This is a genomic window from Streptomyces sp. NPDC060184, assembly GCF_042728795.1.
Taxonomy (GTDB): Bacteria; Actinomycetota; Actinomycetes; order Streptomycetales; family Streptomycetaceae; genus Streptomyces.
On the sequence record NZ_JBHWYX010000028.1, the window covers coordinates 65,153 to 89,847 of the forward strand.

At 74.4% G+C, this 24,695-nt stretch carries 25 protein-coding genes and 1 pseudogene; 22 read left to right on the plus strand and 4 right to left on the minus strand.

Features of this window, described 5'->3' with window-relative positions:
- Window positions 1-7: 7 nt before the first annotated feature.
- The 5 genes from hisH to ACFWEE_RS19770 all read left to right on the plus strand — a co-directional run bounded on the left by hisH (window position 8) and on the right by ACFWEE_RS19770 (window position 3,729).
- Window positions 8-649, plus strand: coding sequence for an imidazole glycerol phosphate synthase subunit HisH (hisH, locus tag ACFWEE_RS19750; protein WP_386890685.1), 642 nt, complete (start codon window positions 8-10; stop codon window positions 647-649).
- Window positions 649-1,374 (plus strand): bifunctional 1-(5-phosphoribosyl)-5-((5-phosphoribosylamino)methylideneamino)imidazole-4-carboxamide isomerase/phosphoribosylanthranilate isomerase PriA, encoded by a 726-nt coding sequence (priA, locus tag ACFWEE_RS19755; RefSeq protein WP_386890687.1) that lies wholly within the window; start codon window positions 649-651, stop codon window positions 1,372-1,374. Before hisH ends, priA begins: the two co-directional genes overlap by 1 nt.
- Window positions 1,371-1,799, plus strand: a complete 429-nt coding sequence (locus ACFWEE_RS19760) for a RidA family protein (RefSeq protein ID WP_386890689.1) — start codon at window positions 1,371-1,373, stop codon at window positions 1,797-1,799. Before priA ends, ACFWEE_RS19760 begins: the two co-directional genes overlap by 4 nt.
- Window positions 1,796-2,551 carry an imidazole glycerol phosphate synthase subunit HisF gene (hisF, locus tag ACFWEE_RS19765; RefSeq protein WP_386890691.1) on the plus strand — a complete coding sequence of 252 codons (756 nt, stop codon included), beginning with the start codon at window positions 1,796-1,798 and terminating at the stop codon, window positions 2,549-2,551. The genes ACFWEE_RS19760 and hisF overlap by 4 nt, the downstream gene beginning before the upstream one ends.
- Before the next feature lie 245 nt (window positions 2,552-2,796).
- Entirely contained in the window at window positions 2,797-3,729 is a 933-nt protein-coding gene (locus tag ACFWEE_RS19770) for an alpha/beta hydrolase family protein (RefSeq protein WP_386890693.1), read from the plus strand.
- 112 nt (window positions 3,730-3,841) lie between these two features.
- Here ACFWEE_RS19770 and ACFWEE_RS19775 read toward each other — a convergent pair whose 3' ends face one another.
- Window positions 3,842-4,276, minus strand: coding sequence for a hypothetical protein (locus ACFWEE_RS19775; RefSeq protein ID WP_386890695.1), 435 nt, complete (start codon window positions 4,274-4,276; stop codon window positions 3,842-3,844).
- Between the two features lie 268 nt (window positions 4,277-4,544).
- Between ACFWEE_RS19775 and ACFWEE_RS19780 the strand changes: the two genes are divergently transcribed.
- From ACFWEE_RS19780 to ACFWEE_RS19790, 3 genes are all read left to right on the plus strand, one after another.
- Window positions 4,545-5,108 (plus strand): GIY-YIG nuclease family protein, encoded by a 564-nt coding sequence (locus ACFWEE_RS19780; protein ID WP_386890697.1) that lies wholly within the window; start codon window positions 4,545-4,547, stop codon window positions 5,106-5,108.
- Window positions 5,105-5,806: a hypothetical protein gene (locus tag ACFWEE_RS19785; protein ID WP_386890698.1), complete on the plus strand. Its 702-nt coding sequence runs from the start codon at window positions 5,105-5,107 to the stop codon at window positions 5,804-5,806. The genes ACFWEE_RS19780 and ACFWEE_RS19785 overlap by 4 nt, the downstream gene beginning before the upstream one ends.
- Window positions 5,807-6,011: 205 nt before the next feature.
- Window positions 6,012-6,542: a DUF1203 domain-containing protein gene (locus ACFWEE_RS19790; protein WP_386890700.1), complete on the plus strand. Its 531-nt coding sequence runs from the start codon at window positions 6,012-6,014 to the stop codon at window positions 6,540-6,542.
- Between the two features lie 315 nt (window positions 6,543-6,857).
- Here the strand turns inward: ACFWEE_RS19790 and ACFWEE_RS19795 are convergent.
- Window positions 6,858-7,703: pseudogene (locus ACFWEE_RS19795) on the minus strand (alpha/beta fold hydrolase); the annotation flags it as partial.
- On the opposite strand from ACFWEE_RS19795, the gene ACFWEE_RS19800 reads away from it, so the two are divergent.
- From ACFWEE_RS19800 to ACFWEE_RS19810, 3 genes are all read left to right on the plus strand, one after another.
- On the plus strand, window positions 7,639-10,407 hold the full coding sequence (locus ACFWEE_RS19800; protein WP_386890702.1) for a LuxR C-terminal-related transcriptional regulator: 2,769 nt from the start codon (window positions 7,639-7,641) through the stop codon (window positions 10,405-10,407). The pseudogene ACFWEE_RS19795 and the gene ACFWEE_RS19800 sit on opposite strands and share 65 nt — an antisense overlap.
- Before the next feature lie 196 nt (window positions 10,408-10,603).
- Window positions 10,604-11,950: a PucR family transcriptional regulator gene (locus tag ACFWEE_RS19805; protein WP_386890704.1), complete on the plus strand. Its 1,347-nt coding sequence runs from the start codon at window positions 10,604-10,606 to the stop codon at window positions 11,948-11,950.
- A 139-nt stretch (window positions 11,951-12,089) separates the two neighbouring features.
- The gene (locus ACFWEE_RS19810; RefSeq protein WP_386890706.1) at window positions 12,090-13,715 is read left to right on the plus strand and encodes a cation acetate symporter; all 1,626 of its coding nucleotides are present in this window, start codon (window positions 12,090-12,092) and stop codon (window positions 13,713-13,715) included.
- Between the two features lie 51 nt (window positions 13,716-13,766).
- On the opposite strand, the gene ACFWEE_RS19815 is transcribed toward ACFWEE_RS19810, so the two are convergent.
- Window positions 13,767-14,399, minus strand: coding sequence for a TIGR03085 family metal-binding protein (locus ACFWEE_RS19815; protein WP_386890707.1), 633 nt, complete (start codon window positions 14,397-14,399; stop codon window positions 13,767-13,769).
- Between the two features lie 85 nt (window positions 14,400-14,484).
- Here ACFWEE_RS19815 and hisI point away from each other — a divergent pair, with 85 nt between their 5' ends.
- From hisI to lgt, 11 genes are all read left to right on the plus strand, one after another.
- The gene (gene hisI, locus ACFWEE_RS19820) at window positions 14,485-14,880 is read left to right on the plus strand and encodes a phosphoribosyl-AMP cyclohydrolase (RefSeq protein WP_386890709.1); all 396 of its coding nucleotides are present in this window, start codon (window positions 14,485-14,487) and stop codon (window positions 14,878-14,880) included.
- 11 nt (window positions 14,881-14,891) lie between these two features.
- Entirely contained in the window at window positions 14,892-16,400 is a 1,509-nt protein-coding gene (locus tag ACFWEE_RS19825) for an anthranilate synthase component I (protein ID WP_386890711.1), read from the plus strand.
- Between the two features lie 61 nt (window positions 16,401-16,461).
- Window positions 16,462-17,112 (plus strand): TIGR02234 family membrane protein, encoded by a 651-nt coding sequence (locus ACFWEE_RS19830; RefSeq protein ID WP_386890713.1) that lies wholly within the window; start codon window positions 16,462-16,464, stop codon window positions 17,110-17,112.
- 132 nt (window positions 17,113-17,244) lie between these two features.
- Window positions 17,245-17,496: an HGxxPAAW family protein gene (locus ACFWEE_RS19835; protein ID WP_386890715.1), complete on the plus strand. Its 252-nt coding sequence runs from the start codon at window positions 17,245-17,247 to the stop codon at window positions 17,494-17,496.
- A 129-nt stretch (window positions 17,497-17,625) separates the two neighbouring features.
- Complete coding sequence (locus ACFWEE_RS19840; protein WP_386890716.1) at window positions 17,626-18,177, plus strand: DUF2752 domain-containing protein; 552 nt, start codon at window positions 17,626-17,628, stop codon at window positions 18,175-18,177.
- A gap of 117 nt (window positions 18,178-18,294) precedes the next feature.
- Window positions 18,295-19,104, plus strand: coding sequence for an indole-3-glycerol phosphate synthase TrpC (gene trpC, locus ACFWEE_RS19845; protein WP_386890717.1), 810 nt, complete (start codon window positions 18,295-18,297; stop codon window positions 19,102-19,104).
- Window positions 19,105-19,112: 8 nt separating this feature from the next.
- On the plus strand, window positions 19,113-19,397 hold the full coding sequence (gene trpM, locus ACFWEE_RS19850) for a tryptophan biosynthesis modulator TrpM (protein WP_386890718.1): 285 nt from the start codon (window positions 19,113-19,115) through the stop codon (window positions 19,395-19,397).
- Window positions 19,398-19,570: 173 nt separating this feature from the next.
- The gene (gene trpB / locus ACFWEE_RS19855; RefSeq protein ID WP_386890720.1) at window positions 19,571-20,857 is read left to right on the plus strand and encodes a tryptophan synthase subunit beta; all 1,287 of its coding nucleotides are present in this window, start codon (window positions 19,571-19,573) and stop codon (window positions 20,855-20,857) included.
- Window positions 20,854-21,693 (plus strand): tryptophan synthase subunit alpha, encoded by an 840-nt coding sequence (trpA, locus tag ACFWEE_RS19860; RefSeq protein WP_386890722.1) that lies wholly within the window; start codon window positions 20,854-20,856, stop codon window positions 21,691-21,693. Before trpB ends, trpA begins: the two co-directional genes overlap by 4 nt.
- A gap of 75 nt (window positions 21,694-21,768) precedes the next feature.
- The gene (locus ACFWEE_RS19865) at window positions 21,769-22,587 is read left to right on the plus strand and encodes a DsbA family protein (protein WP_386890724.1); all 819 of its coding nucleotides are present in this window, start codon (window positions 21,769-21,771) and stop codon (window positions 22,585-22,587) included.
- A 100-nt stretch (window positions 22,588-22,687) separates the two neighbouring features.
- Entirely contained in the window at window positions 22,688-23,728 is a 1,041-nt protein-coding gene (gene lgt / locus ACFWEE_RS19870) for a prolipoprotein diacylglyceryl transferase (RefSeq protein ID WP_386890726.1), read from the plus strand.
- Window positions 23,729-23,825: 97 nt separating this feature from the next.
- Here lgt and ACFWEE_RS19875 read toward each other — a convergent pair whose 3' ends face one another.
- On the minus strand, window positions 23,826-24,695 hold the full coding sequence (locus ACFWEE_RS19875; RefSeq protein WP_386890747.1) for an HpcH/HpaI aldolase/citrate lyase family protein: 870 nt from the start codon (window positions 24,693-24,695) through the stop codon (window positions 23,826-23,828).

The window sequence follows — 24,695 nt, forward strand, 5'->3', positions numbered from 1 at the left end:
ACACACGATGAGCGACAAGAAGAAGGTCGTCGTCTTCGACTACGGCTTCGGCAACGTCCGCTCCGCCGAGCGGGCGCTCGCCCGGGTCGGCGCGGACGTCGAGATAACGCGTGACTACGACAAGGCGATGAACGCCGAGGGACTCCTCGTCCCCGGCGTCGGCGCCTTCTCCGCCTGCATGGGCGGCCTCAGGGCCGCGCGCGGCGACTGGATCATCGGCCGCCGCCTCTCCGGCGGCCGGCCGGTGATGGGCATCTGCGTCGGGATGCAGGTCCTCTTCGAGCGGGGCATCGAGCACGGCGTGGAGACCGAGGGCCTGGACGAGTGGCCCGGCACCGTCGGCCCGCTCAAGGCGGACGTCGTCCCGCACATGGGCTGGAACACCGTCGAAGCCCCCGAGGACAGCAAGCTCTTCGCCGGACTCGACCCCGAGGCCCGGTACTACTTCGTGCACTCGTACGCGGCGCACGACTGGACCCTCGAAGTCACCAACGCCAACATCCGTGCCCCCCGCGTCACCTGGGCCACGCACGGAGAGCGGTTCGTGGCCGCCGTGGAGAACGGCGCGCTGTGGGCCACCCAGTTCCACCCCGAGAAGTCCGGCGACGCCGGTGCCGAGCTGCTGACCAACTGGATCGAGACGCTGTAATGCCGAAGCTTGAACTCCTTCCCGCCGTCGACGTCCGCGACGGACAGGCCGTCCGCCTCGTGCACGGCGAGTCCGGTTCCGAGACCTCCTACGGCTCCCCGCTGGAGGCGGCCCTCGCCTGGCAGTCCGCCGGCGCCGAGTGGCTCCACCTCGTCGACCTCGACGCCGCCTTCGGCACCGGCGACAACCGCGCCCTGATCGCCGAGGTCGCCGGAGCCATGGACATCAAGGTCGAGCTCTCCGGAGGCATCCGCGACGACGCCTCGCTGGAGGCGGCCCTCGCCACCGGCTGCCGCCGCGTCAACCTCGGCACCGCCGCCCTGGAGACCCCCGAGTGGGTCGCCAAGGTCATCGCCCAGTACGGCGACAAGATCGCGGTCGGCCTCGACGTCCGCGGCACCACCCTGCGCGGACGCGGCTGGACCCGCGACGGCGGCGACCTCTACGAGACGCTCGCCCGCCTCGACTCCGAGGGCTGCGCCCGCTACGTCGTCACCGACATCGCCAAGGACGGCACCCTCCAGGGCCCCAACCTCGGCCTGCTGCGCGACGTCTGCGCCGCCACCGACCGCCCGGTCGTCGCCTCCGGCGGCGTCTCCTCGCTGGACGACCTGCGCGCGATCTCCCTGCTGGTGCCGGAAGGCGTCGAGGGCGCGATCGTCGGCAAGGCGCTCTACGCCAAGGCGTTCACCCTGGAAGAAGCGCTCAAGGCGGTCGCCGCATGACGGACTTGGCACCCACGGCTTCCGGGGCCGCCTCCGGCGTGCGCCGGATCCAGTCCGGGGCCCCCTGGGAGGAGAAGTTCGGCTACGCCCGTGCCGTCGGACTCCCCGGCGGCCTCGTCCTGGTGGCCGGCTGCACCTCCGTCGTCAAGGGCGAGATCTCGGCCGGTTCTCCCTACGAGCAGGCCGTCGCCTCCTTCGAGGTCGCCTTCGCGGCCCTGGAGAAGGCCGGCCTCGGCCGCGAGGACGTCGTCCGCACCCGCATGTACCTCACGCACGCCCGGGACGCCGACGACGTCGGCCGCGCCCACAAGGAGCTCTTCGACGACGTGCGGCCGGTCGCCACGATGGTCGTCGTCTCCGGTCTCGTCGACCCCAGCCTCGTCGTCGAGGTCGAGGTCGAGGCCTACCGCGGAGGCGACCGATGAGCCTCGCCGTACGCGTGATCCCCTGCCTGGACGTCGACAAGGGCCGGGTCGTCAAGGGCGTCAACTTCCAGAACCTGCGCGACGCGGGCGACCCCGTCGAGATGGCCAAGCTGTACGACGCCGAGGGCGCCGACGAGCTGACCTTCCTCGACATCACCGCCTCCAGCGGTGACCGCGAGACCACCTACGACGTGGTCCGCCGCACCGCCGAGCAGGTCTTCATCCCGCTCACCGTCGGCGGCGGAGTCCGCACCCCCGAGGACGTCGACAAGCTGCTGCGGGCCGGAGCGGACAAGGTCGGCGTCAACACCGCCGCCATCGCCCGCCCGGAGCTGATCCGCGAGATCGCCGAACGCTTCGGCAGCCAGGTCCTCGTGCTCTCCGTCGACGCCCGCCGCACCCCGGAGGGCACCTTCGAGGTCACCACGCACGGCGGTCGCCGGGGCACCGGCATCGACGCCGTCGAGTGGGCGCACCGGGCCGCCGAACTGGGCGCGGGCGAGATCCTGCTCAACTCGATGGACGCCGACGGCACCAAGGACGGCTACGACACCGAGATGATCAGGGCGGTACGCGCCCACGTCTCCGTCCCCGTCATCGCCTCCGGCGGCGCGGGCCGGCTCGCCGACTTCGCCCCCGCCGTCGGGGCCGGCGCCGACGCGGTCCTCGCCGCGTCCGTCTTCCACTTCGGCGACCTGCGGATCTCAGAGGTCAAGGGCGCCCTGCGGGAGGCCGGACACCCGGTCCGCTGAGACACGCCCGAGGGGGCGGGTGGGGGACGGACGTCCGTCCCCCACCCGCCCCCTCGGCGTCCACGAGCACGGGCGGCATCGCGCGGAGACCGGCGATATCGCCGATGCGTGACGCCGGGGAGCGGCGCCAGGGTGGGCAACGCCAGCGAACGACGCAGCGGTACCACGCGGAGCACCCCGGAGCCTTGGACCACGGCCACCGGGAGACGCCCGGCGGGGTACGCCCCCACCGAGAGGATCCCCCCGTGCAGCAGCTCCTCACCTCCGGCGACACCCCTCCGTACCACCGGACCCGCACGAGCCGACTCCGGGCCGTCAAGGGCTTGTTCGCCGCGGCGGCCGTCACCGCCGGCCTGCTCACCGCGTTCAGCCCCGCCGGCGCGCAGGCCGCCACCAACCCCTACGAGCGCGGTCCCGCCCCGACCACCGCGAGCATCGAGGCACTGCGCGGCTCCTACGCCACCTCGCAGACCTCCGTCTCCTCGCTCGGCGTCACCGGCTTCGGCGGCGGCACGATCTACTACCCGACGTCCACGGCGGACGGCACCTTCGGCGCGGTCGTCATCTCGCCCGGGTTCACCGCCTACCAGTCGAGCATCGCGTGGCTCGGCCCGCGCCTCGCCTCCCAGGGCTTCGTGGTCTTCACCATCGACACCAACACCACCCTGGACCAGCCCGACAGCCGGGGGCGCCAACTCCTGGCCGCACTCGACTACCTCACGGAGCGCAGCTCGGTCCGCACCCGGATCGACGCCTCACGTCTCGGCGTGATGGGCCACTCCATGGGCGGCGGCGGCACCCTGGAGGCCGCGAAGAGCCGTACCTCGCTCAAGGCGGCGATCCCGCTCACCGGCTGGAACCTCGACACCACCTGGCCCGAGGTCCGCACGCCCACCCTGGTGATCGGCGCGGACGGCGACACCATCGCCCCGGTGCTCACCCACTCCAAGCCGTTCTACAACTCGCTGCCCAGCACACTGGACAAGGCGTACCTGGAGCTGCGGGCGGCCACCCACTTCACCCCGAACACCTCGAACACGACGATCGCGAAGTACAGCGTCTCGTGGCTGAAGCGCTTCATCGACAACGACACCCGCTACGAGCAGTTCCTCTGCCCGATCCCCTCGGCGAGCCTGAGCATCGCCGAGTACAGGGGTACCTGCCCGCACACCTCGTAGGGCCGTACGACCGGTAGCCGGACCGCCGTACGCGGCGGTCCGGCTCCTCGTGTGCGCCCGGGGGCCGGGCAGGCGGCGGTCCCGGCCCCCGGACGCGGGCCGGGCGTCCAGGTCAGCCCGCCACCGGCACGGCCGCGGCTATCGCGTTCCGGTCCTTCCGGCCGACCAGCGGGAAGACGATCCGCATCCCCTGCTCGCTGTCGGGCGAGGAGACGACGAAGGACGAGTTGAGCACGCGCTCCTTGACCTCGGTGCGGACGAGGCCGGCCCGCGCGAACGTCATCAGGTGCTCCCCGGTCCGGGCGATGTTCGGGTTGGCCCGGAAGACGAAGAAGTGACGGTCGGTCATGACCAGGTACATGGGCACCGGTACGGGGATCACGGTCATCGCTCCCGCGCTGAGAACGGCCGAGGCCACCGCGAAGGCCGCGGTCCTGCGGACCGAGACCGTCCTCAGGTTCACGATGGTCGCCACCTCGACCCGCTCCCCGGGAGCGAGCAGCGGGGTGACGGCGGCGAGCAGCAGGCGGTGGCGCTTGGCGTTCATGACGTACTCCTGGAAAGGGTGGTGCGGAAGGTGGGGCAGAGGGCCGGGGGGTGTCCACGGCCCGAGCGGCCGGGAGTTGTCCACGGCCCCCGCGCCGCCGCCGGTCCTCCGCATCCCCCGCCCGTCCGTCCGGGCGTTCGCGGGCGTGGTTCCCCCTGCGACAGCCGGGCCACTCTGCCATACGCTCCCTCCGGGTTCCCGGGGAGCCCTCGGATACGGTCCGGGGAATCCGGGGCCCGTACCGTGCGCCGTCCCCTATCCTGCGGCCATGACGGAGCGGGAAGACGTGCGGCGGGCCATCGAATCGCTTTCCGCCGCGCCGCGGTCGCTGCCCGGGTCAGCGGAGGACGCGCCGAACTCCGCAGGCCTGTACGCCTGGTGGGCGCCGCCGGGCGTGCTGCCTTCGTTCCCGGGACCCGCGAACTCCGAGGACCCCGGGCGGCGGCTGCTCTACCTCGGCAAGGCCACCCGCCTGCGGAGCCGTATCAGCTCCAACCATTTGCGGCGCTCCGGGAGTTCGACCCTGCGGCGGACCCTGGCGGGGCTGCTGATGGACACCGAGGGCTACCGCACCACCTGGACCGACCGGGTGGTCCTGGTGCCGGAGGACGAGCGGCGGCTCACGGAGTGGATGCACGGACACCTCTCGCTCACCTGGGCGGTGCACCCCGGTCCGGGTGAGGTGGAGGACGAGTTGATCGTCCGGTGGAGACCGCCGCTCAACGTCCGGGGCGCCGCGCGCGGGAGCGTCCGGGAAGCGGTCGAGGGAGCGCGGGTGCGGTACCGGGGGAGCGCGGGCCCCCGGTACGCGGGAGAAGAGGAAACCGGATGACCACGGCCGACGAGCTGTTCGGCGGCCCGCTCCCGGACCGGGAGCCGTACGTACTGGGGCAGGCCGTTCCGTTCAACCCCGACCGGTGGATCGCCGGGCTGCCGGGCGGCGAACGGTGGCCCGACCGCCTGGCCGGCCTGCCCCGGACGGGCCGATGGCCGACCGTAGACCGCCGGACGGTGTTCGCGGCAGCCGCGCACGCCACCACGCCGGAGGGCGGGCGGGACCTGTTGCTCTCCGCCCTGGTGTGGGGGACCGGCATCAACGCCTGGGGCGTCTCCCGCCGCACGAGGATCTTCCGTGAGAACGATCCGCCCCGGCTGGACGAGCGGATCGCCCTCGCCCGGGCCGAGGTCGTACGCGGGGACCCCGTCGCCGCGTACCGGGTGCTGAACGATCCGCGCGGCCGGGTGAAGCACCTGGGTCCGGCGTTCTTCAGCAAGTTCCTGTACTTCGCCACCGCGGACCGTCCTGCGGGCGGGCGTTGGCCTCTGATCATCGACCGCAACGTCGTGCGGGCCCTCGGCGACCTTCGGCCGGACGAGACGTGGGTGGTCGGCGACCGATGGAACTCGGCCACCTACGCGAGGTATCTCGACCTGGCGCACGGATGGGCCGAGCGGTGGGGGACCGCGCCGGACGTGGTGGAGCGCAAGCTGTTCGACCACGGCCGACGCCTCGCGTCCGGCAAGGCCTGAGGGCTGTTCCGTGATCCCCGGTGGATACTGATCCGCCACGGATCACGGGACAGCCCTGAAGCGTGTTGCGGAAGGCGGACCGCGTTCGGCGGGCGGACGTGCGGGGCCGGCGATTCGTGCGGGGCCGGCCATCCGTGCGGGCGTGCACCGACGTGACGTCGCTTTCCCGCCAGCAACCGGCCACGCGCCGGTCCAGCATGGGCACATGTCCGCCTACACCGTGCTCCCCGTCGACGCAGCCGTCCTGAAGGAACTGCGGCTTGTCGACGACGCGGGCCGTCCCTGCGCCCCGTACGTCTCGACCGGTGACGACGTGGGATCTCCGCTGCGCTGCTGCCTGCGCCCCATCACGCCCGGCGAGCGGATCGCCCTCGTCTCGTACGCCCCGTTGCGTCGCTGGGCCGCCACGGAGGGTGCGGATCCGGGCGCGTACGACGAACAGGGGCCCGTTTTCATCCACGCCGACGACTGCGGCGGGTTCACCCCCGGCGAGGACTACCCCTTCGCCCGGCCAGGCGCCCTGCGTACCGTGCGCCGCTATGACGCCCGGGGGTTTATCGCAGGTGGCCGCCTTCTGGAGATTCCGGCCGATGCCACGGCCGGTTTCGATGCGGCCTTCGACGAAGCGTTCGACGATCCGGACGTGGTGCTCGTACACGTCAGGGCACTGGAATACGGGTGCTTCCACTTCGAGGTGCGACGACCCTCGGCGGAGGAGAGCAGCCGCACCACCTGAATGACCGACTGTCGGGGATGGGCCGCGCGCACCCGGCGAGGGAGTCCGACGCCGGTGTATGAGGGCGGGGTTGGGCTCCCCGCCTCCGTGCTCCACGCAGGCCGGCGGCCCGCTGAGGGCGTCACCGCATCCGGCCGTCGGGACCCGCCGCCAGGAACTCCGTGATCGCGGCGGCGAACCTCGGTTCGCGCACCACCGAGAGGTGGTCGCCCGGGAGGACGGTGACCCGGGCGCCCGGATCGCGCCCGCCAGCACCTCGGGGCGTACGGCCAGTGGGTCCGCCTCCCCGGCGAGTACGAGGGTGGGCACGGCGATCCGGGCCAGCGGCACCGGCCCCCGGAACGCCGCGCGTATCTGGGCGGCCAGCGCGTACCGGTCGGAGCCGGTGGCATCGGCCAGCGCGCGGAAGCCACGCGCCTGTTCGGGGACGGTCGTCAGGTCGTCGGCGGTCAGCGCGGCCGACACCAGCTCGGGAGGCATCGCCCGGGTGTCCAGGCCGCCGACCTCCACCACGCCCGCGCCGACGCCTCCGGCCACCAGCCGGGTGACCCGGGGGTCGGTGGCCGCCGTCAGCAGCGCGACGACCGCGCCCATGGAGTACCCGGCGAGGTGGTACGCGTCCACGGACAGCCGGTCGGCCAGGCGTTGGACGTCGGCCGCCATCAACTCCTCGCCGTAGAAGGACTCGTCGTGCGGCCGGTCGGAGACGCCGTGGCCCCGGGCGTCCAGGGCGAACACCCGGCGGCCGGCCGCCAGAAGGGCCTCCACCACCCCCGGGCCCTCCCAGTTCAGCCGGGCGTGCGCGGCGAACCCGTGCAGCAGCACCACGGGAGGCAGGGCCGGGTCGGGGTCGCGGGACCAGGACCAGTACCGCAGGGTCAGTCCGTCCTCGGTGCGCAGCTCGGCGGGGTGCCCGGTGTCCGGTGGTGTCGTCATGGCACGAACGTATGCCGGTGGCCGGCAGGCGCACCGGAAGGTGTGCGCGCGCACAGCCGGGAGGCCGTTCTCCTGGGACGGCGCACCGTACCCGGCCGCGCGGGCGGAAGGAGCGGACGCGCGTCTTCCGCCCCTGTTTACGCGGAAGTAACGTGCCGGTGTGACGCACTCGACGACCGTGCACAGTCCGCTCCGGCTGTACGGCCGCAGCGGTGAACTCGCCATCGTGGAAACCCTCTTGGACCGCCTCGCGCAGGGCGACGGCGGCGCGCTCGTGGTGACCGCGCCGCCCGGCCTCGGCCGCAGCGCCCTGCTGGACGCTGCGGCCGAGGCACACCGCGCCCGGGGTCGCGGGCCCGTGCTGCGGGCGACGGCCGTCCCCGCGGAGCGCCGCCTCCCGCACAGCGGGCTGCACGCCCTGCTCTGCGCGGCCCCCGGCCCGCTGTCCGTACCGCCCGACCGGGTGCTGCGCTCCGGCATCACGCCCGACACGCTGCTCGCCCTGCTGCGCGAGAGCGGCGCGGAGCGGCCGGCGCTGGTCTGCGTGGACGACGCGCACGCCTGGGACCCCCGGTCCCGGGAAGCCCTCGGCTTCGCGGCCCGTCGGCTCGGGGCGGGCAGCCGGGCCGCCGTACTGATCGCCTCGGCCGACGAGACCAGCTTCGCCGGGCTGCCCGCGCTGCGCCTCGGCCCGCTCGACGACGAGGCGGCGGCCTGCCTGCTGGAGCGGTTCACCGGCCGGACGCCCGACATCGACCCGGTGGTCCGCGGCGAGCTGCTGCGGGAGGCGGCGGGCAACCCGCGGCTGCTCGCCGGGCTCGTCGGGCACCTCACCGCGGACCAGCTGGCCGGCCGCACGGTGCTGCCCTTTCCGCTGCCCGGCGGCGAAAGCGTGCTCGACGCCCACGCGGCCCAGCTCGACGGGCTCCCGGCCGAGACCCGGACGCTCCTGCTGCTGGCCGCCGCGGCCCAGGAACACGAGCAGGAGGGCACCGGGGCGGACGCCGGACTCCTGCTGCGGGCCGGCAACCGGGCCGGGCTCGGCGCCGCCCTGCTCGACCGCGCGCTCTTCGGGCCCGGCGGCATCCCCGGGGTCCTCGAACGCACCGGCAGCCGCGTCCACTTCAGCCACCCCCTGCTGGGCCGCGCGGTGCTGCGGCACGCCCCGCCCGCGCACCGACGGGCCGCCCACGAACTCCTCGCCGCGCTCCTCGGGCAGGTCTCCGCGCACCCGCTGCCCTCCCTGGTGCAGCGCGCCTGCGCGGCCCCGGCACCCGACGCCGCCCTCGCGAGCGCGCTGGAACGCGCGGCCACCGCGCCCCGGCCGCACGCCGAACGCGCGGCTGCCCTCACCCGTGCCGCCCTGCTCTCCACGGACGAGGCGCACCGCGCCCACCGGTTCGCCGAGGCCGCCGAACACGCCCGCCTCGCCGGGGACACCGGCCGCGCCCGCGCCCTCCTCGCCCGGGTCGCCCAGGATCCCGACGGCGGCCCCCGGCACCTGCCGGGCGGGCCCGCGCCCTACACGTACGGGATGCTCGCCCTGGGCGACGGCCCGGCCGCCGACGCCCGCGAGGCGCTGCTCGCCGCCGCGGCACGCCTCGCGCCCCACGACCCGGCGCGCGCCCTCGCCGCCCTGCTCGCCGCCGCCGAGGCCGCCTGGGCGAGCGGCGACGCCATCGCCTACCTCGACGCCCTGAACCGGATCCCCGGCCGCCCGCACGACCCGGCCGTCACGCCCTATCTCGCGGGCGTGCGGGCGGTGTTCGCGGGACGGATGGCCGAGGGGCACGAGCTGCTGGCCCAGTGCCTGCGCGCCGCGGAGGCCGACGGGGAACCCCGCGCGCTGCTCCGGGCGGGCGCCTGCGCGCTGGTCGTCGGCGAGGCGGAGAGCGCCTGCCGGGCCGGGGCCCGCGCGCTCGCCGCCGTACGGAGCAGGGGCCCCGAGGTCCTTCTCGCGCACGCCCTCGAACAGCTCGCCTACGCCGAACTCCGGGCCGGGCGCCACGCCAGGGCGCGGGCGCATGCGCTGGAGGGCCTGCACGCGGCCCGCCGCACCGGGCAGTCCAACGCCACTACCCACCTGCACGCGGTGCTCGCGCTCACCGCGTCGGTGGAGGGGCCCGCCGAGGCGTGCGCGGCCCACGCGGACGCCGCGCTGGCCGGGGCAGGACCGCACGGACTCGTCCAGGCCGCCACCCTCGCCACCTGGGCGGTCGCCCGCGCGGACCTGGCGGCCGGACGCACCGGCGAGGCAGCTGCCCGGCTCGCCCCGCTGGTGCGCCCCGGGCCGCGCCACGGCCACTTCGGGATCCGGATGCTCGCCCTGCCGTGTTACGTCGAAGCCGCCGTGCTGGCCGGCCGCGGTACCGAGTGGGCGGACGAACTCGCCGACGCGGTGCGCGAGTTCGCCATCTGGACCGGCCGCACCGTCGACCCGCACGCCCTCGCCCAACTCGCCCGCTGCCGCGCGCTGCTGGCCTCCGCCGACGAGGCCGAGGCGCGGTACGCCGAAGCGCTCGCCCATCACGACCGGGCCGGCGGCGACTTCGAGCGCGCCCGTACCCAACTCCTGTACGGCCAGTGGCTGCGCAGGCGGCGCCGCACCCGGGAGGCGCGCGGCCCGCTGCGCGACGCGCTCGTCGGCTTCGAACGCTGCTCCGCCCGCGCCTGGGTGGACCGGGCCACCGGTGAACTGCGCGCCGCCGGGGAGGCGGTGGACGCCCCGGCCGCCGACACCGGGCCGCTGGACGCCCTCACCCCCCAGCAGCAGCGCGTCGCCCGCTGTGTCGCGGAGGGGGCCACCAACCGGGAGATCGCCCGGCGGCTCTCGGTGAGCCCGCGCACGGTCGACCACCATCTGCGCAACGTCTTCGCCGCCCTGGGCGTCCGCTCCCGTACCGAACTGGCGCGGTTGATGGGGAGTTGAAGACTGTTCCGGTGGCCGAATGTGTCCGGCGGGTTGCCGGACCGTGATGACGAGAACCGTGCACACCCCTAGGTACCGACTGGCCGGTATGTCATTCTGCGGGCGTCAGGATCGTTCGGTCGCGCTCGCGCCCCTGCCGGGCCCGGGCGCCCGGCCCGGCGCCCCCGGGCCCGGCCGATTCCCGGTGGAGGCCCCCATGCCACAGGTCGTACGTCCTCGGATCAGGGCGCTGCACACGCCGCCGCCCGTGGCGCCGCTGCCCAGGCGCTTCCGCTCCCTCGCCGACCGGGAGTCGGTCGAGGTGCTGCACCGCTCGGCCCGGGTGCTCCTCGAAGAGCTGCCCGAACTGACGGAACGGCTGGTCGAGGCGTTGTACGAGCAGGAGCCCGGCTACCGTACGGCGATCGAGTCCTCGCGCGCCGACATCTGGCAGGAGGTCCACCACTCGCTGCGCCACAACGTCGGCTCGCTGATCCAGCCCCGTGAGTTCCGCGAGGCCGCCCACCGCACCACCCGCTGGATCGGCGGGGTCAGGGCCGAACAGGGCGTCCCGCTCGACGCCGTCCTGCACGCGTTCCGCCTCGGCGGCGCGATGGTGTGGCAGGGCCTCGTGGACGAGACGGCCCGCCGCGACCCCGAGGACGTCCGCCTCCTCGTCCATGTCGCCGCCGACGTGTGGAACTTCGTGGACGAACACTGCGGAGTCCTCACCGAGGCCTACCGGCAGGCGGAACGGCGCATCGACTGGCAGCGGGAGAACCGGCAGCGGCTCATGACCGCCGCGCTGCTGGACGGCACCGCCCGCATCGCCGACCTGCCCGACGCCGCGGCCATGCTCGGGCTGCCGCAGGACGGCCGGTACGCGGTCCTCGCCGTACGCACGGCCCACCGCGCCCCGCACGCCGCGACCTCCCCGCCCGTGGTCCTCCCGGCCGGGGCCGTGGCGCTCTGGCACACCGGACCCGACGCCGAACTGGCCGTCGTCGCACTCGAATCCACGGGTGCGCCGCACCCGGGCGCCGCCGGACCCGGCGCGGGAGACACGCCGGAGGAGAGCGCCGGATCCGGCACGGAGGACGCGCTGGCACGCCTGGCGGCGGAGACGGCCGTCCCGGCCGGGACGGCCGTCGGGGTCAGCTCCGCGGTCGAGGGCCTCGCCGCGCTCGGCGAGGCCCGCCGGCTCGCCGAGACGGCCCTGCGCGCCTGCCCCGCCTCCGGCGGGCTCGTCCTGCTCGACGAGCACCTGCCCACCGCACTGGTCGTCTCCTCGCCCGCGCTCGGGACCGCGCTCGCCGACCGGGTGCTCGGCCCCCTCGACGGAATCGACCCCGCCGACCGGGACATTCTCATCGAGACCCTCACCGCCTGGCTCGAAGCCGACGGCTCGGCCCAGCGCGCCGCGGCGCGGCTCTACTGCCACCGCAACACCGTGCTGAACCGGCTGCGGCGGTTCGAGCAGCTCTCCGGACGCTGCCTGACCCGCCCGGCGGACGCCGTGGAGGTCTGCCTGGCGCTCGCCGCCCGGCGGTTGCTCACCGGCTGACACCGCGGCCGGTCGCGGCCCTGTTCACGGGCCGGCCGGTTGTGGCCGCGCACAAGGTGCGGACCCGCCCCCTGTAGCGGCGCATCGCCGAACGCCCGTGTCCTGTACGGATTCCGGGCGCACTGGTGGCGTACCGCCCATGTCCTCCCTTGCCGACGCGCGTTCCCTCGCAGTGGTGATCTTCCTCGGGTTCGTCGCGCTCTCCCTGCTGCTCTGCGGCCTCGCCGCCGCCGACCAGGACGACCCGGAACACTTCTACGCCGGGGGCGGCGCCGCACTCGGGCCCGTCGGCGGGGGGCTCGCCGTCGCCGGGGACTACATCTCGGCCGCCACCCTGCTCTCCACCACCGGCTCCGTGGCGCTCGCCGGATTCGACGGGATGACCTTCGCCCTGGCGACCGTCGCCTCGCTGGCGCTCGTCCTACGCGTACTCTCCGAACGGCTGCGCGCCGCAGGGGTGTTCACCCTCGGCGACTTCCTCGCCGAGCGGCTGGGGGACCCCTCGGTCCGCAGGGCGCTGGGCGTCGCCGCCCTGGCCGTGCTCGCCCCGCTCCTGCTCGTACAACTCACCACCGCGGGCAAGGTGATGGCGGCCATGTTCGGACTCCCCGAAGGCGCGGTGACCGGATGCACCGTCGCCAGCGGGGCCCTGATGGTCGGTTACTCCGCCTTCGGCGGGATGCGCGGCACCGGGTACGTCCAGATCCTCAAGGTCGGCGTGGTGGTGGCCGCCGTCACGCTCTTGGCCGGACTCGTCCTCGCCCGGTACGGCTGGTCACCCTCCGAGCTCTTCGACGCCGCCCGCGACGGCAGCGGCGCCGGCTCCCACTACGCCGCGCCCGGAGCCCAGTTCGGCCGCACCGGCACCGGGGCGCTGGACCTGATCGGGTTCCAGATCACCCTGCTCCTCGGGGCCGCCTGCATGCCGCACCTCACGATGCGGCTGCACCCGCTGCCCGACGCGCGCACGGCCCGCCGGGTACGGGTCTGGGCCGTCGCCCCGGTCGCCGTGCTCTGCGCCGGGATCGTCGTCGTGGGACTCGGCGCCTCGGCCCTGCTCGGCGCGGACACGCTGCGCGCCGGAGACCCGGGCGGCAACACCGCCCTGCTGATGGTGACCGGCGCGCTCGACCCCGGCGCGGCCGGCCCCCGCCAGAGCCTGCTCTTCGCCGTCGTCGCCTGCGCCGCCTTCGCGACCACCCTCGCCGCGGTGGCCGGCATCACCCTCGCCGCCGCCTCCAGCGTCGCCCGGGACTTCGCCGCGCACACGGGCGCCCACGGGGAGGGCCGGGCGTCCGCCCGGGAGATCCGCCGGGCCCGCTGGGCCGTCGTGGCGATCGGCGCGCTCGCCGTCCTCGTCTCCGCGTACACCCACGAGCGCAACCCGCAGGTCCTGCTCTCGCTCTCCTTCGCCGCCGCCGCGTCCGTGCTGCCGCCGGTCCTGCTGAACGCCCTCTTCCGGACCGGCTTCACCGCACGCGGCGTGCGCTGGACCGTCTACGGAACCCTGCCGCTGATCGTGCTGCTGATGGCGTTCTCACCGGCGGTCTCCGGCACCCCGATCGCGCTCTTCCCGGACCGCGACTTCCACTGGTTCCCGCTGCAGACCCCGGGGCTCGTCACCATCCCGGCCGGCTTTCTGCTCGCCCGCCTCGGCTCCCGCCGCCCCGGCCTGCCGCGCGGGAGCGTCCGCCGGAACGGCACCACCGGACCCCGCGGGCACGCGGCCGGCGCACCGCCCCTCCACGACGCGCCGCGGGCCTGACGACTCCCGGGAGGCGCGGGGGCGGGGCCGGGCAGGGGCTGGGGCCGGGGCTCACATACCCAGCTGCGACAGCTGGAGGCGTTCCACCGCCTCCTCCTCGCCCTCCAGGCCCACCGTCGTCGCCGACTGCCGCCCGAACGCGAACAGCAGCAGCTCGCCCGGCTCCCCGGTCACCGTCACCACCGGAGTGCCCTTCCGCGCCACCGCCGTCCGCCCGTCCGGGCGTCGCAGCACCAGCCCCACCGGCGAGCGGTGCCCCAGCATCCGGGCGGTCCGCTCCATCCGCGCCCACAGCACGTCGGCGAAGACCGGGTCCAGCTCCCGACGCGACCAGTCGGGCTGCGCGCGGCGGACGTCCTCGGCGTGCACGTAGAACTCCACGGTGTTGGCCGCCTCGTCCACCTGCTTCAGGCCGAACGGGGAGAAGCGCGGCGGACCCGTGCGGATGAGCTGGATCAGCTCCTCGTACGGCTTCTCCGCGTACTCCTGCCGCACCCGTTCCATCCGGCCCTTCAGCGGCCCCACCACGATGCCGGCGGCGGCGTCCGCCCGGCGCTCGCGCACCACCACGTGCGCGGCGAGGTCCCGGGTCAGCCAGCCGTCGCACAGGGTCGGCGCCCCGGGGCCGGCCGCCTCCAACAGGTCCGCGAGCAAAAGACGTTCACGCTTCGCATGGGTCGACATGCCAGCCAGCCTACGACCGCGGCACGGGGTCCGCCCAGTGGACCGGGCGCCGTCCGCCACCCGTGCGCGCGGCACAATGGGGCGCATGAGCAGCACGCCCCCGTCCGGTACGCCCGGTACCCCGCCCGCAGGAAACCTCGATCCCGCCGTGGCCGCGCGCCTCAAGCGCGGCGCGGACGGACTCGTCCCCGCCATCGCCCAGCAGTACGACACCGGTGAGGTGCTCATGCTCGGCTGGATGGACGACGAGGCCCTGCACCGCACCCTGACCACCGGCCGCTGCACCTACTGGTCCCGCAGCCGCCAGGAGTACTGGGTCAAGGGCGACACCTCCGGCCACACCCAGCGCGTCGTCTCCGTCGCCCTCGACTGCGACGCCGACACCGTCCTCGTCAAGGTCGACCAGACGGGCGCCGCCTGCCACACCGGTGCGCGCACCTGCTTCGACCGCGACGTCCTGCTCGACACCGACACCCCGTGAGGCCGGCCGACATGGATCTCGACACCTTCCGCAAGCTGGCCGTGGACCGCCGCGTCATCCCCGTCGTCCGACGGCTCCTCGCGGACGGCGACACCCCGGTCGGCCTCTACCGGAAGCTCGCCGCCGAACGCCCCGGCACCTTCCTGCTGGAATCCGCGGAGAACGGCCGCACCTGGTCGCGGTACTCCTTCATCGGCGTCCGCAGCCACGCCACGCTCACCGCCCGCGACGGCCAGGCCCACTGGATCGGCACGCCGCCCGTCGGCGTCCCCCTGGACGGAGACCCGCTCCAGGCGCTCCGCGCCACCACCGAGGCGCTGCACACCCCCCGCGACCTCGCGGGCACCGAGGGCCTGCCGCCCTTCACCGGCGGCATGGTCGGCTACCTCGGCTACGACATCGTGCGCCGCCTGGAACGCATCGGCGACCACGGAGGCGACGACCTGGGCCTCCCCGAGCTCACCATGATGCTCACCTCCGACCTCGCCGTCCTCGACCACTGGGACGGCACCGTCCTGCTGATCGCCAACGCGATCAACCACAACGACCTGGAGAGCGGCGTCGAGGAGGCGTACGAGGACGCCGTCGCCCGGCTCGACGCCATGGAGCGCGACCTGCGCCGCCCCGTCGAGAACGCCCCCGCCCTGCTGCCCCCCTCCGAGCTGCCGCCGTACACCGCCCTCTGGGGCGGCCCCGCCTACCAGGAGGCCGTCGAGGACATCAAGGAGCGCATCCGGGCCGGCGAGGCCTTCCAGGTCGTGCCCTCCCAGCGCTTCGAGACGCCCTGCACCGCGAGCGCGCTCGACGTCTACCGGGTGCTGCGGGCCACCAACCCGTCGCCGTACATGTACCTCTTCCGGTTCGACGGCTTCGACGTCGTCGGCTCCAGCCCCGAGGCCCTCGTCAAGGTCGAGGACGGCCGCGCCATGGTCCACCCCATCGCCGGCACCCGGCACCGGGGCGCCACCCCGCAGGAGGACCAGGCCCTCGCCGAGGAACTCCTCGCCGACCCCAAGGAGCGCGCCGAGCACCTCATGCTCGTCGACCTCGGCCGCAACGACCTCGGACGCGTCTGCGAACCCGGCAGCGTGGAAGTGGTCGACTTCATGTCCGTCGAGAAGTACTCCCACGTGATGCACATCGTCTCGACCGTCACCGGCCGCGTCGCCGAGGACCGCACCGCCTTCGACGTCCTCACCGCCTGCTTCCCCGCCGGCACCCTCTCCGGAGCGCCCAAGCCGCGCGCCATGCAGATCATCGAGGAGCTCGAACCCAACCGCAGGGGGCTGTACGGCGGCTGCGTCGGCTACCTCGACTTCGCCGGCGACTCCGACACCGCCATCGCCATCCGCACCGCGCTGCTCCGCGACAAAACCGCCTACGTCCAGGCCGGAGCCGGTGTGGTCGCCGACTCCGACCCGGTGGCCGAGGACAACGAGTGCCGCAACAAGGCCGCCGCCGTGCTCCGCGCCGTCCACACGGCCAACCGGCTCCGCGACCACGGAGCTCCCCTCGGGTGACCCCCGGCGGAGCGGCGGCCGATCAGGGGGCACCCGACGGGCTCCGGGGCGGTAGGGGATAGTGGAAGGCGTGAGCGCCGTCCCCGTACCCCAGCCCCGTGCCCGTTCCACCGCGTCCGACGCCCCCGGCAGCCGCCGGAGCCTGGCCCTCGGGCTGCTCCTCGGCGCGGTCGGGTCCGCCGTCGTCCTGCTCGCCTCCGGGCAGACCTGGGCCCGGGGCGAGGCGGCCGTCGCCGGCGGCGGCCTTCCGCTGACCGCCGACGGCCAGGACGTCACCGGCGCCCCCGCCGCGCTGGCGATCGTCGGCCTCGCCGCGCTCGTCGCGGTCTTCGCCGTCCGGGGCACCGGGCGCTACGTCGTCGCCGGGCTGCTGGCCGTCAGCGGCCTCGGCGCCGGGCTCAGCGCCTGGACCGGCGCCTCGGACAGCGCCGCCCTGGACGAGAAGGCAGCCGCCACCACCGGCGACGCCGCCGCCACCGTCGACGCCCTCAGCCACACCGCGTGGCCCTTCGTCACCGCCCTGGGCGGCCTGTTCATCCTGGTCGCGGGGGTGCTTGCGCTGCGCTTCGGGAGCCGCTGGCCCACCATGTCCGGCCGGTACGAGCGCGACGGCACCCCCCCCCCCCGCAAGACCCCCGCGACCCCCCGGGACCCCGACCGGCCCGAGGAGCTGTGGAAGGCCCTGGACCGGGGCGAGGACCCGACCGGCTAGGAAGCACCCGGACACGACGCGAAGCACCGGCACCCCCAGCTCACGTCCCGCCTCCGCGTACGGGACAATGGGGGCGGGCCTCACCACCGCAAGCCCCGGTACACACCGCGCAACACCAACGAGGAGCAACTCATGGCGGGCAGCAGCCACGGACACACCCCGGCCGCCTGGACCGGTGTCATCATCTCGTTCATCGGCTTCTGCGTCGCAGGCGTCTTCATGGTCGCGGCCAACCCGGCCGGCTTCTGGGCCGGCATCGGCGTGACCCTCCTGGGCGCCGTCGTGGGCCTGGCGATGAAGATGGCCGGACTCGGCATGCCGAAGGAGTCCCCGGAGTACGCCGCCGCCCGCGCCCGCGCCGGCGAGGCCCAGCCCAGCCACTGACACCGCCCCGGAGCGGCGGCTCCGCCCGTACGGGCGGCGGCCCCGCCCCGCAGGCGCGACCACGCGACACGAGAGGCGCGGCCCGCCCCGGGCTGCGCCTCTGCGCGCGTGGGGGGCACAATCGTGCGGGTGGACGCCTCGCCCCTCCCCGCCGCGACCCCGCCGCCCCCGCCCCGGCCCCCTTCCACGTCCCCGGACGCCGGAAGCCCCACCGGGCACGCCCCGGCCGGGCCGGGTCCGTACGCGCCCCCGCACACACCCCCGTACGCCCGGCGCCGCCCGGCGCACGGCCCGCTGCGGTTCGCGGCGCCGGCCGCCACCCTGGCCGCCGTCGTCTGCGCCTTCGGGTACGTCGCCACCGTCGACCCCAACGAACCCGGCCACTACCCGGTCTGCCCGCTCTTCCGGCTGACCGGCCTGCTCTGCCCCGGCTGCGGCGGACTGCGCAGCGCCCACGCCTTCGCCACCGGCGACTTCACGACCGCCCTCGGCGACAACGCCCTCGCCACCGCCGGCTACGTCCTCTTCGCCGCCTTCTGGGCGCTCTGGCTGGTGCGCACCGCCCGCCGGCAGCCCCTGCGGATGAGCGTCCCGCCCCGCTGGTGGTGGGGGATCGGCGCGGTGGCGCTGGTCTTCAGCGTCGTACGGAACCTCCCGTTCGGCACCGCCCTGGCCCCCTGATCGACCACCTGCTGGGACGCCGACCGGCCGGATGCGAGCCCGCCGCCCTCCTGCGGATACCATCGAGAGGGTTGATCCTGCTCCACCATTCGTTCGTTCCGGAAGGGGGCCGCTCGCGTGAGTGTGCTCGACGAGATCATTGACGGCGTCCGTGCGGACCTTGCGGAGCGGCAGGCGCGCGTCAGCCTCGACGAGCTCAAGGACCGCGCGGCACGCGCCCCCCGGGCCAAGGACGGAGTCGCCGCACTGCGCGGCGAGGGCGTCAACGTCATCTGCGAGGTCAAGCGCTCCAGCCCCTCCAAGGGAGCCCTGGCGGCCATCGCCGACCCGGCCGCGCTCGCCGCGGACTACGAGGCCGGCGGCGCTTCCGTCATCTCCGTCCTCACCGAGCAGCGCCGCTTCGGCGGCTCGCTCGCGGACCTGGAAGCCGTCCGCGCCAAGGTCGACATCCCTGTCCTGCGCAAGGACTTCATCGTCACCTCCTACCAGCTGTGGGAGGCCCGCGCCTACGGCGCCGACCTCGCCCTGCTGATCGTCGCCGCCCTCGACCAGGAGGCGCTCGTCTCCCTGATCGAGCGCGCCGAGTCCATCGGCCTCACCCCGCTCGTCGAGGCCCACGACGAGGAGGAGGCCGAGCGCGCGGTCGCCGCCGGCGCCCGCCTGATCGGCGTCAACGCCCGCAACCTCAAGGACCTCAAGGTCGACCGCTCCACCTTCGAGCGGGTCGCCCCCGAGATCCCCGACCACATCGTCAAGGTCGCCGAATCCGGCGTCCGGGGCCCGCACGACCTGATCGCGTACGCCAACGCGGGCGCGGACGCCGTGCTCGTCGGCGAGTCGCTGGTCACCGGCCGCGACCCGCGCGCCGCCGTCGCCGACCTGGTCGCCGCCGGCACCCACCCCGCGCTCCGGCACGGACGGGGCTGACCCCGGCCGTGACCGCCTCCGCGCCGCCGGGGCCCCCGCGCTCCGCACCGCCCACCCCGCAGGGCACCCGCCCCGCCGGGGCGCCGGTGCGTGAGCCGCGCGTGGCCCCGGCGCACGGGGGCGGCCGGCCCCCGCTCCTCCCGCTCGACCACCCGCAGCCCCGCCGCTGCGCCCCGCCGTTCTGGCACCGGGGCTGCCGCGCGCCCGCCCGCCGGGTGCACGGCCGCCGGGTCCGCTACGTCATCGGCGACGAGCCGGGTCAGGTCAACGGCATGCGATGGCGCACCGGCTGAGCGCCGCCGCGAGCCCGGCCGCCCGCGTCCCGCGCACCCACCCGCAAGGGTCCGTGCCGCGTCGACGCGCCGTGCCGTAACCCGCCCCGACCGACCCCGGTCGCGGCGGCCCTCCGCTCCGCCCCGGCGCATCCGGTGAACCCACCCGTTGCCATCTCCAGGAGCACTGTCGGATGTCCTCTGACTTCTTCGTTCCGGACCCCGAGGGTCTGATCCCCAGCGCCGAAGGCTATTTCGGCGCCTACGGCGGCAAGTTCATCCCGGAGGCGCTCGTCGCCGCCGTGGACGAGGTCGCCGTCGAGTACGACAAGGCCAAGGCCGACCCCGCCTTCGCCGCCGAGCTCAACGAGCTCATGGTCAACTACACGGGCCGCCCCAGCGCCCTGACCGAGGTCTCCCGCTTCGCCGAGCACGCGGGCGGCGCCCGTGTCTTCCTCAAGCGCGAGGACCTCAACCACACCGGCTCGCACAAGATCAACAACGTGCTGGGCCAGGCGCTCCTCACCAAGCGCATGGGCAAGACCCGGGTCATCGCCGAGACCGGGGCCGGCCAGCACGGCGTCGCCACCGCGACCGCCTGCGCGCTGTTCGGCCTGGAGTGCACCATCTACATGGGCGAGATCGACACCGAGCGCCAGGCGCTCAACGTCGCCCGCATGCGGATGCTCGGTGCCGAGGTCGTCGCCGTGAAGTCCGGCTCCCGCACCCTCAAGGACGCCATCAACGAGGCGTTCCGCGACTGGGTCGCGAACGTGGACCACACCCACTACCTCTTCGGCACGGTCGCCGGTCCGCACCCCTTCCCGGCCATGGTCCGCGACTTCCACCGGGTCATCGGGGTGGAGGCCCGCCGCCAGATCCTGGAGCGGGCGGGCCGGCTGCCGGACGCCGCCGTCGCCTGCGTCGGCGGCGGCTCCAACGCCATCGGCCTCTTCCACGCCTTCCTCCAGGACGAGTCCGTCCGCCTCATCGGCTGCGAGCCCGCCGGGCACGGCGTCGAGACCGGCGAGCACGCGGCGACCCTCACCGCGGGCGAACCCGGCATCCTGCACGGCTCGCGCAGCTACGTCCTCCAGGACGACGAGGGCCAGATCACCGAGCCGTACTCCATCTCGGCCGGTCTGGACTACCCGGGCATCGGCCCGGAGCACTCGTACCTCAAGGACGTCGGCCGGGGCGAGTACGTCGCGGTGACCGACGCCGCCGCGATGTCGGCCCTGCGGCTGCTCTCGCGCACCGAGGGCATCATCCCGGCCATCGAGAGCGCCCACGCGCTCGCCGGTGCCCTGGAGATCGGCAAGCAGCTGGGCGAGGAGGGGCTGATCGTCATCAACCTCTCCGGGCGCGGCGACAAGGACATGGACACGGCGGCCCGCTACTTCGGGCTGTACGACACGGACGCGGCCGTCGAGGCGGACGCGGCAGGCACCGGCGCGGAGATCGAGGAGGACGTCAAGTGAGCGGCACCGACGGCAACACCGGACACACCGGAAACCTCGAACTGCTGGGCACCACCCTCGCCGCCGCGAAGGCCGAGGACCGCGCGGCCCTCATCGCCTACCTCCCGGCCGGTTTCCCGACCGTCGAGGGTGGCATCGAGGCGGTCAAGGCCGCCGTCGCCGGTGGCGCGGACGTCGTCGAGGTGGGCCTGCCGCACAGCGACCCGGTCCTCGACGGCCCCGTCATCCAGACCGCCGACGACATCGCGCTGCGCGGCGGCGTGCGGATCGCCGACGTGATGCGCACGGTCCGCGAGGCGTACGAGGCGACCGGCGCGCCGATCCTCGTGATGACCTACTGGAACCCCATCGACCGCTACGGCATCGAGCGGTTCACCGCCGAGCTGGCCGCCGCGGGCGGCGCCGGCTGCATCCTGCCCGACCTGCCGGTCCAGGAGTCCGCGGTGTGGCGCGAGAACGCGGAGAAGCACGGCCTCGCGACCGTCTTCGTCGTCGCCCCCAGCAGCCGCGACGAGCGCCTCGCCACCATCACGGCGGCGGGATCCGGCTTCGTCTACGCCGCCTCCCTCATGGGCGTCACCGGCACCCGCGCGTCCGTCGGCGACCAGGCCCAGAACCTGGTGGCCCGCACCCGCGCCACCACCTCCCTCCCGGTCTGCGTCGGTCTCGGCGTCTCCAACGCGGCCCAGGCCGCCGAGGTCGCCGGGTTCGCGGACGGCGTCATCGTCGGATCGGCCTTCGTCAAGGCCATCCTGGACGCCCCCGACGCCGCCGCCGGTACGGCCGCGGTGAAGGCCCTCGCGGGCGAACTCGCCGAGGGTGTTCGAAAGCGCTGACGTATGGCATCACCCGTACGGGTGGACTGGGACCGGGGAGGCACGCGAGTGCCTCCCCGGTTCGTTGCTGCGGGTGTGAGCGAGAACCATGAAGGAAGAAGGGCCGCGCGTGACCGGCTCGTCCAGCAGCGTGAGCGGGAGAAGGCGCGCGAGCGCCGCCGCCGCACCCTGATCGTCGCCGGTGCGGTGGTCGGCGTGCTGGCGCTGGCCGCCGTGATCGGCCTGATCGCGGCCAACGCCGGGGACGACGACGACAGCGCCGCCGCCCCCGTCGTCGCCCCGTCCGGAGCCACCGGCAAGGACGACCTCGCCATCCCGGTGGGAGCGAGCGACGCCCCGTCCACGCTCACCATCTGGGAGGACTTCCGCTGCCCCGTCTGCGCCCAGTTCGAGAGCGCGTTCCGCGCCACGATCGGGGAGCTCACGGACAGCGGACAGCTCCGGGTGGAGTACCACCTGGCCACGATCATCGACGGCAACATGGGCGGCACGGGCTCGGTGCGCGCCGCGAACGCCGCCGCCTGCGCCCAGGACGCGGGCAAGTTCAAGGCGTACCACGACGTCCTCTACAGCAACCAGCCCGCCGAGACCGACGACGCCTTCGGCAAGGACAGCACCCTGATCGACCTGTCCAAGAAGGTCCCCGGCCTCGACACCCCGACCTTCCGCGCCTGCGTGGAGGACGGCAAGCACAACGCCTGGGTCGCGAAGTCGAACACCGCGTTCAGCGAGGGCGGCTTCCAGGGCACCCCGACCGCCCTGCTGAACGGCGAGTCCATCTTCCCGAAGAAGGGCGACGAGCAGATCTCGGTCGCCAACCTCAAGAAGTGGGTGGAAGAGGCGAACAAGGGCAAGCCGGCCGGCACCCTCACTCCGACGCCCCCGGGCTCCTGATCAGGTCGGGGCGGAGGACAGTGGATTCCAGCCCTGTTACCCAGACGTTGCCGGGTGACGTGCCGCCCGCGCGGCCCGGCAGGGTAGCGTCGGTTCCGTCATGAACCTTGCCTTCATTCCCAGCCCGTCGACCGGCGTGATCGATCTCGGCCCGATCCCGCTCCGCGGCTACGCGTTCTGCATCATCATCGGTGTCTTCGTCGCCGTCTGGTTCGGCAACAAGCGCTGGATCGCCCGGGGCGGCAGAGCCGGCACCGTGGCCGACATCGCCGTCTGGGCGGTGCCCTTCGGCCTCGTGGGCGGCCGTCTCTACCACGTCATCACCGACTACGAGCTCTACTTCGGTGACGGCCAGAACTGGGTGGACGCCTTCAAGGTGTGGGAGGGCGGCCTCGGCATCTGGGGCGCCATCGCCCTCGGCGCGGTCGGTGCCTGGATCGGCTGCCGCCGCCGGGGCATCCCGCTGCCGGCCTGGGCCGACGCCCTCGCACCCGGTATCGCCTTCGCCCAGGCCATCGGGCGCTGGGGCAACTGGTTCAACCAGGAGCTCTACGGGCGCAAGACCGACCTGCCGTGGGGCCTGAAGATCAGCGAGGCCCCGAACCGGGTCGCCGGCACGTACCACCCGACGTTCCTCTACGAATCGCTCTGGTGCGTCGGCGTCGCCCTGCTGGTCATCTGGGCCGACCGCCGCTTCCGCCTCGGACACGGCCGGGCCTTCGCCCTGTACGTCGCCGCGTACTGCACCGGCCGGACCTGGATCGAGTACATGCGGGTCGACGAGGCCCACCACGTGCTCGGCCTGCGGCTGAACGTGTGGACCGCGTTCATCGTCTTCGCCCTGGCCGTCACGTACATCGTGATCTCGGCCAGGGTGCGACCGGGCCGCGAGGAGATCGTGGAACCCCGGGACCCGGACGAGGACGGCGACGCGGGCACCGCAACCGGTGCCACCACCGACGCGGAGGCGGACGCGACGGACGAGGGCACGACCGACGCCACCAAGGCCGACCTGGCGAAGTCCGACGCGGCGAAGGCAGACGCGCCGAAGTCCGACAGGGCCGACAGCGCGGACGCCGTGACCGGCGCGGCGGACGAGCCGGAGACCGACGGCGCCGCCCGTACCGCCGGTACGAGCTGAGCCCCAGGACAGCACGAGGCCGCCGCACCCCACCGGGTGCGGCGGCCTTCCTCGTGTCCGGGCCCGCTGCCGGGGCTCGTGTCCGGGCGCGGGCCCGTCAGCCGGCGGAGGCCCCGGCCCCCGCCGACGCGGCCGTCCGCCGCCCGAGGGCCAGGGTGCGGTGTGCGGCGGCGGCGACCGCCGCGTCCACGAACCGGCCGTCCGGCAGCGCCAGCGCGCCCGCGTCCGTACGGGCCGCCGCCACGATCTCCTCGGCGGCCTCCAGCTCCTGGTCGGTCGGCCGGAAGGCCCGCTCGATCACCGGAAGCTGGCGCGGGTGGATCGCCGCCCGCCCCAGCATCCCCAGCGCCCGCCCCCGGCCGCAGGAGGCCCAGAGCCCGTCCAGGTCGCGCACGTCGGGGAAGACCGACTGCGTCGGCGGCTCCAGCCCGGCGGCCCGCGCCGCCACCACGACCCGGCTGCGCGACCAGTCGAGCCCGACGTCGTCCCGTACGCCCAGATCGGCGCGGAGGTCCGACTCCCCGATCGCGATGCCCCGCACGTCGTGGTGGGCCGTCGCGATCGAGTAGGCGTGCTCGATCGCGAGCGCCGATTCCAGCAGCGGATAGAGCGCGACCCCCGGGGCGAGCGCCGCCACATGGTGCACGGACGCGGCGTGCGTGACCTTGGGGAGCCGTATGCCGGAGAGCCCCGGCAGCCCCGCGAGCGCCCGCACGTCGTCCTCCCCGTGCACCCGGACATGGACCGGAACGGCGTCCTCGGCGCAGGTCACCGGATCGGTGAGCAGTTCGGCGGTCGCGGACCGGGCGTACTCCTTGCGGCCCGGGGCGACCGCGTCCTCCAGGTCGACGATCACCACGTCCGCCCCGGCGCCCAGCGCCTTGAGCACCACCTCCGGCCGGTCCCCGGGGACGTACAGCCAGGTCAGCGGCACCGGAGTCGTGTCGTAGGTGTCGTACGAGGAGAT

Bases quoted from the DNA above. Each gene is read 5' to 3' on its own strand.
- ACFWEE_RS19760 (WP_386890689.1), top strand. From the start codon at position 1,371: ATGACGGACTTGGCACCCACGGCTTCCGGGGCCGCCTCCGGCGTGCGC.
- ACFWEE_RS19780 (WP_386890697.1), top strand. From the start codon at position 4,545: ATGACGGAGCGGGAAGACGTGCGGCGGGCCATCGAATCGCTTTCCGCC.
- ACFWEE_RS19825 (WP_386890711.1), top strand. From the start codon at position 14,892: ATGGATCTCGACACCTTCCGCAAGCTGGCCGTGGACCGCCGCGTCATC.
- ACFWEE_RS19775 (WP_386890695.1), bottom strand. From the start codon at position 4,276: ATGAACGCCAAGCGCCACCGCCTGCTGCTCGCCGCCGTCACCCCGCTG.
- ACFWEE_RS19790 (WP_386890700.1), top strand. From the start codon at position 6,012: ATGTCCGCCTACACCGTGCTCCCCGTCGACGCAGCCGTCCTGAAGGAA.
- hisH (WP_386890685.1), top strand. From the start codon at position 8: ATGAGCGACAAGAAGAAGGTCGTCGTCTTCGACTACGGCTTCGGCAAC.
- trpB (WP_386890720.1), top strand. From the start codon at position 19,571: ATGTCCTCTGACTTCTTCGTTCCGGACCCCGAGGGTCTGATCCCCAGC.
- lgt (WP_386890726.1), top strand. From the start codon at position 22,688: ATGAACCTTGCCTTCATTCCCAGCCCGTCGACCGGCGTGATCGATCTC.
- ACFWEE_RS19785 (WP_386890698.1), top strand. From the start codon at position 5,105: ATGACCACGGCCGACGAGCTGTTCGGCGGCCCGCTCCCGGACCGGGAG.
- hisI (WP_386890709.1), top strand. From the start codon at position 14,485: ATGAGCAGCACGCCCCCGTCCGGTACGCCCGGTACCCCGCCCGCAGGA.
- hisF (WP_386890691.1), top strand. From the start codon at position 1,796: ATGAGCCTCGCCGTACGCGTGATCCCCTGCCTGGACGTCGACAAGGGC.
- ACFWEE_RS19815 (WP_386890707.1), bottom strand. From the start codon at position 14,399: ATGTCGACCCATGCGAAGCGTGAACGTCTTTTGCTCGCGGACCTGTTG.
- ACFWEE_RS19810 (WP_386890706.1), top strand. From the start codon at position 12,090: ATGTCCTCCCTTGCCGACGCGCGTTCCCTCGCAGTGGTGATCTTCCTC.
- priA (WP_386890687.1), top strand. From the start codon at position 649: ATGCCGAAGCTTGAACTCCTTCCCGCCGTCGACGTCCGCGACGGACAG.
- ACFWEE_RS19835 (WP_386890715.1), top strand. From the start codon at position 17,245: ATGGCGGGCAGCAGCCACGGACACACCCCGGCCGCCTGGACCGGTGTC.
- ACFWEE_RS19805 (WP_386890704.1), top strand. From the start codon at position 10,604: ATGCCACAGGTCGTACGTCCTCGGATCAGGGCGCTGCACACGCCGCCG.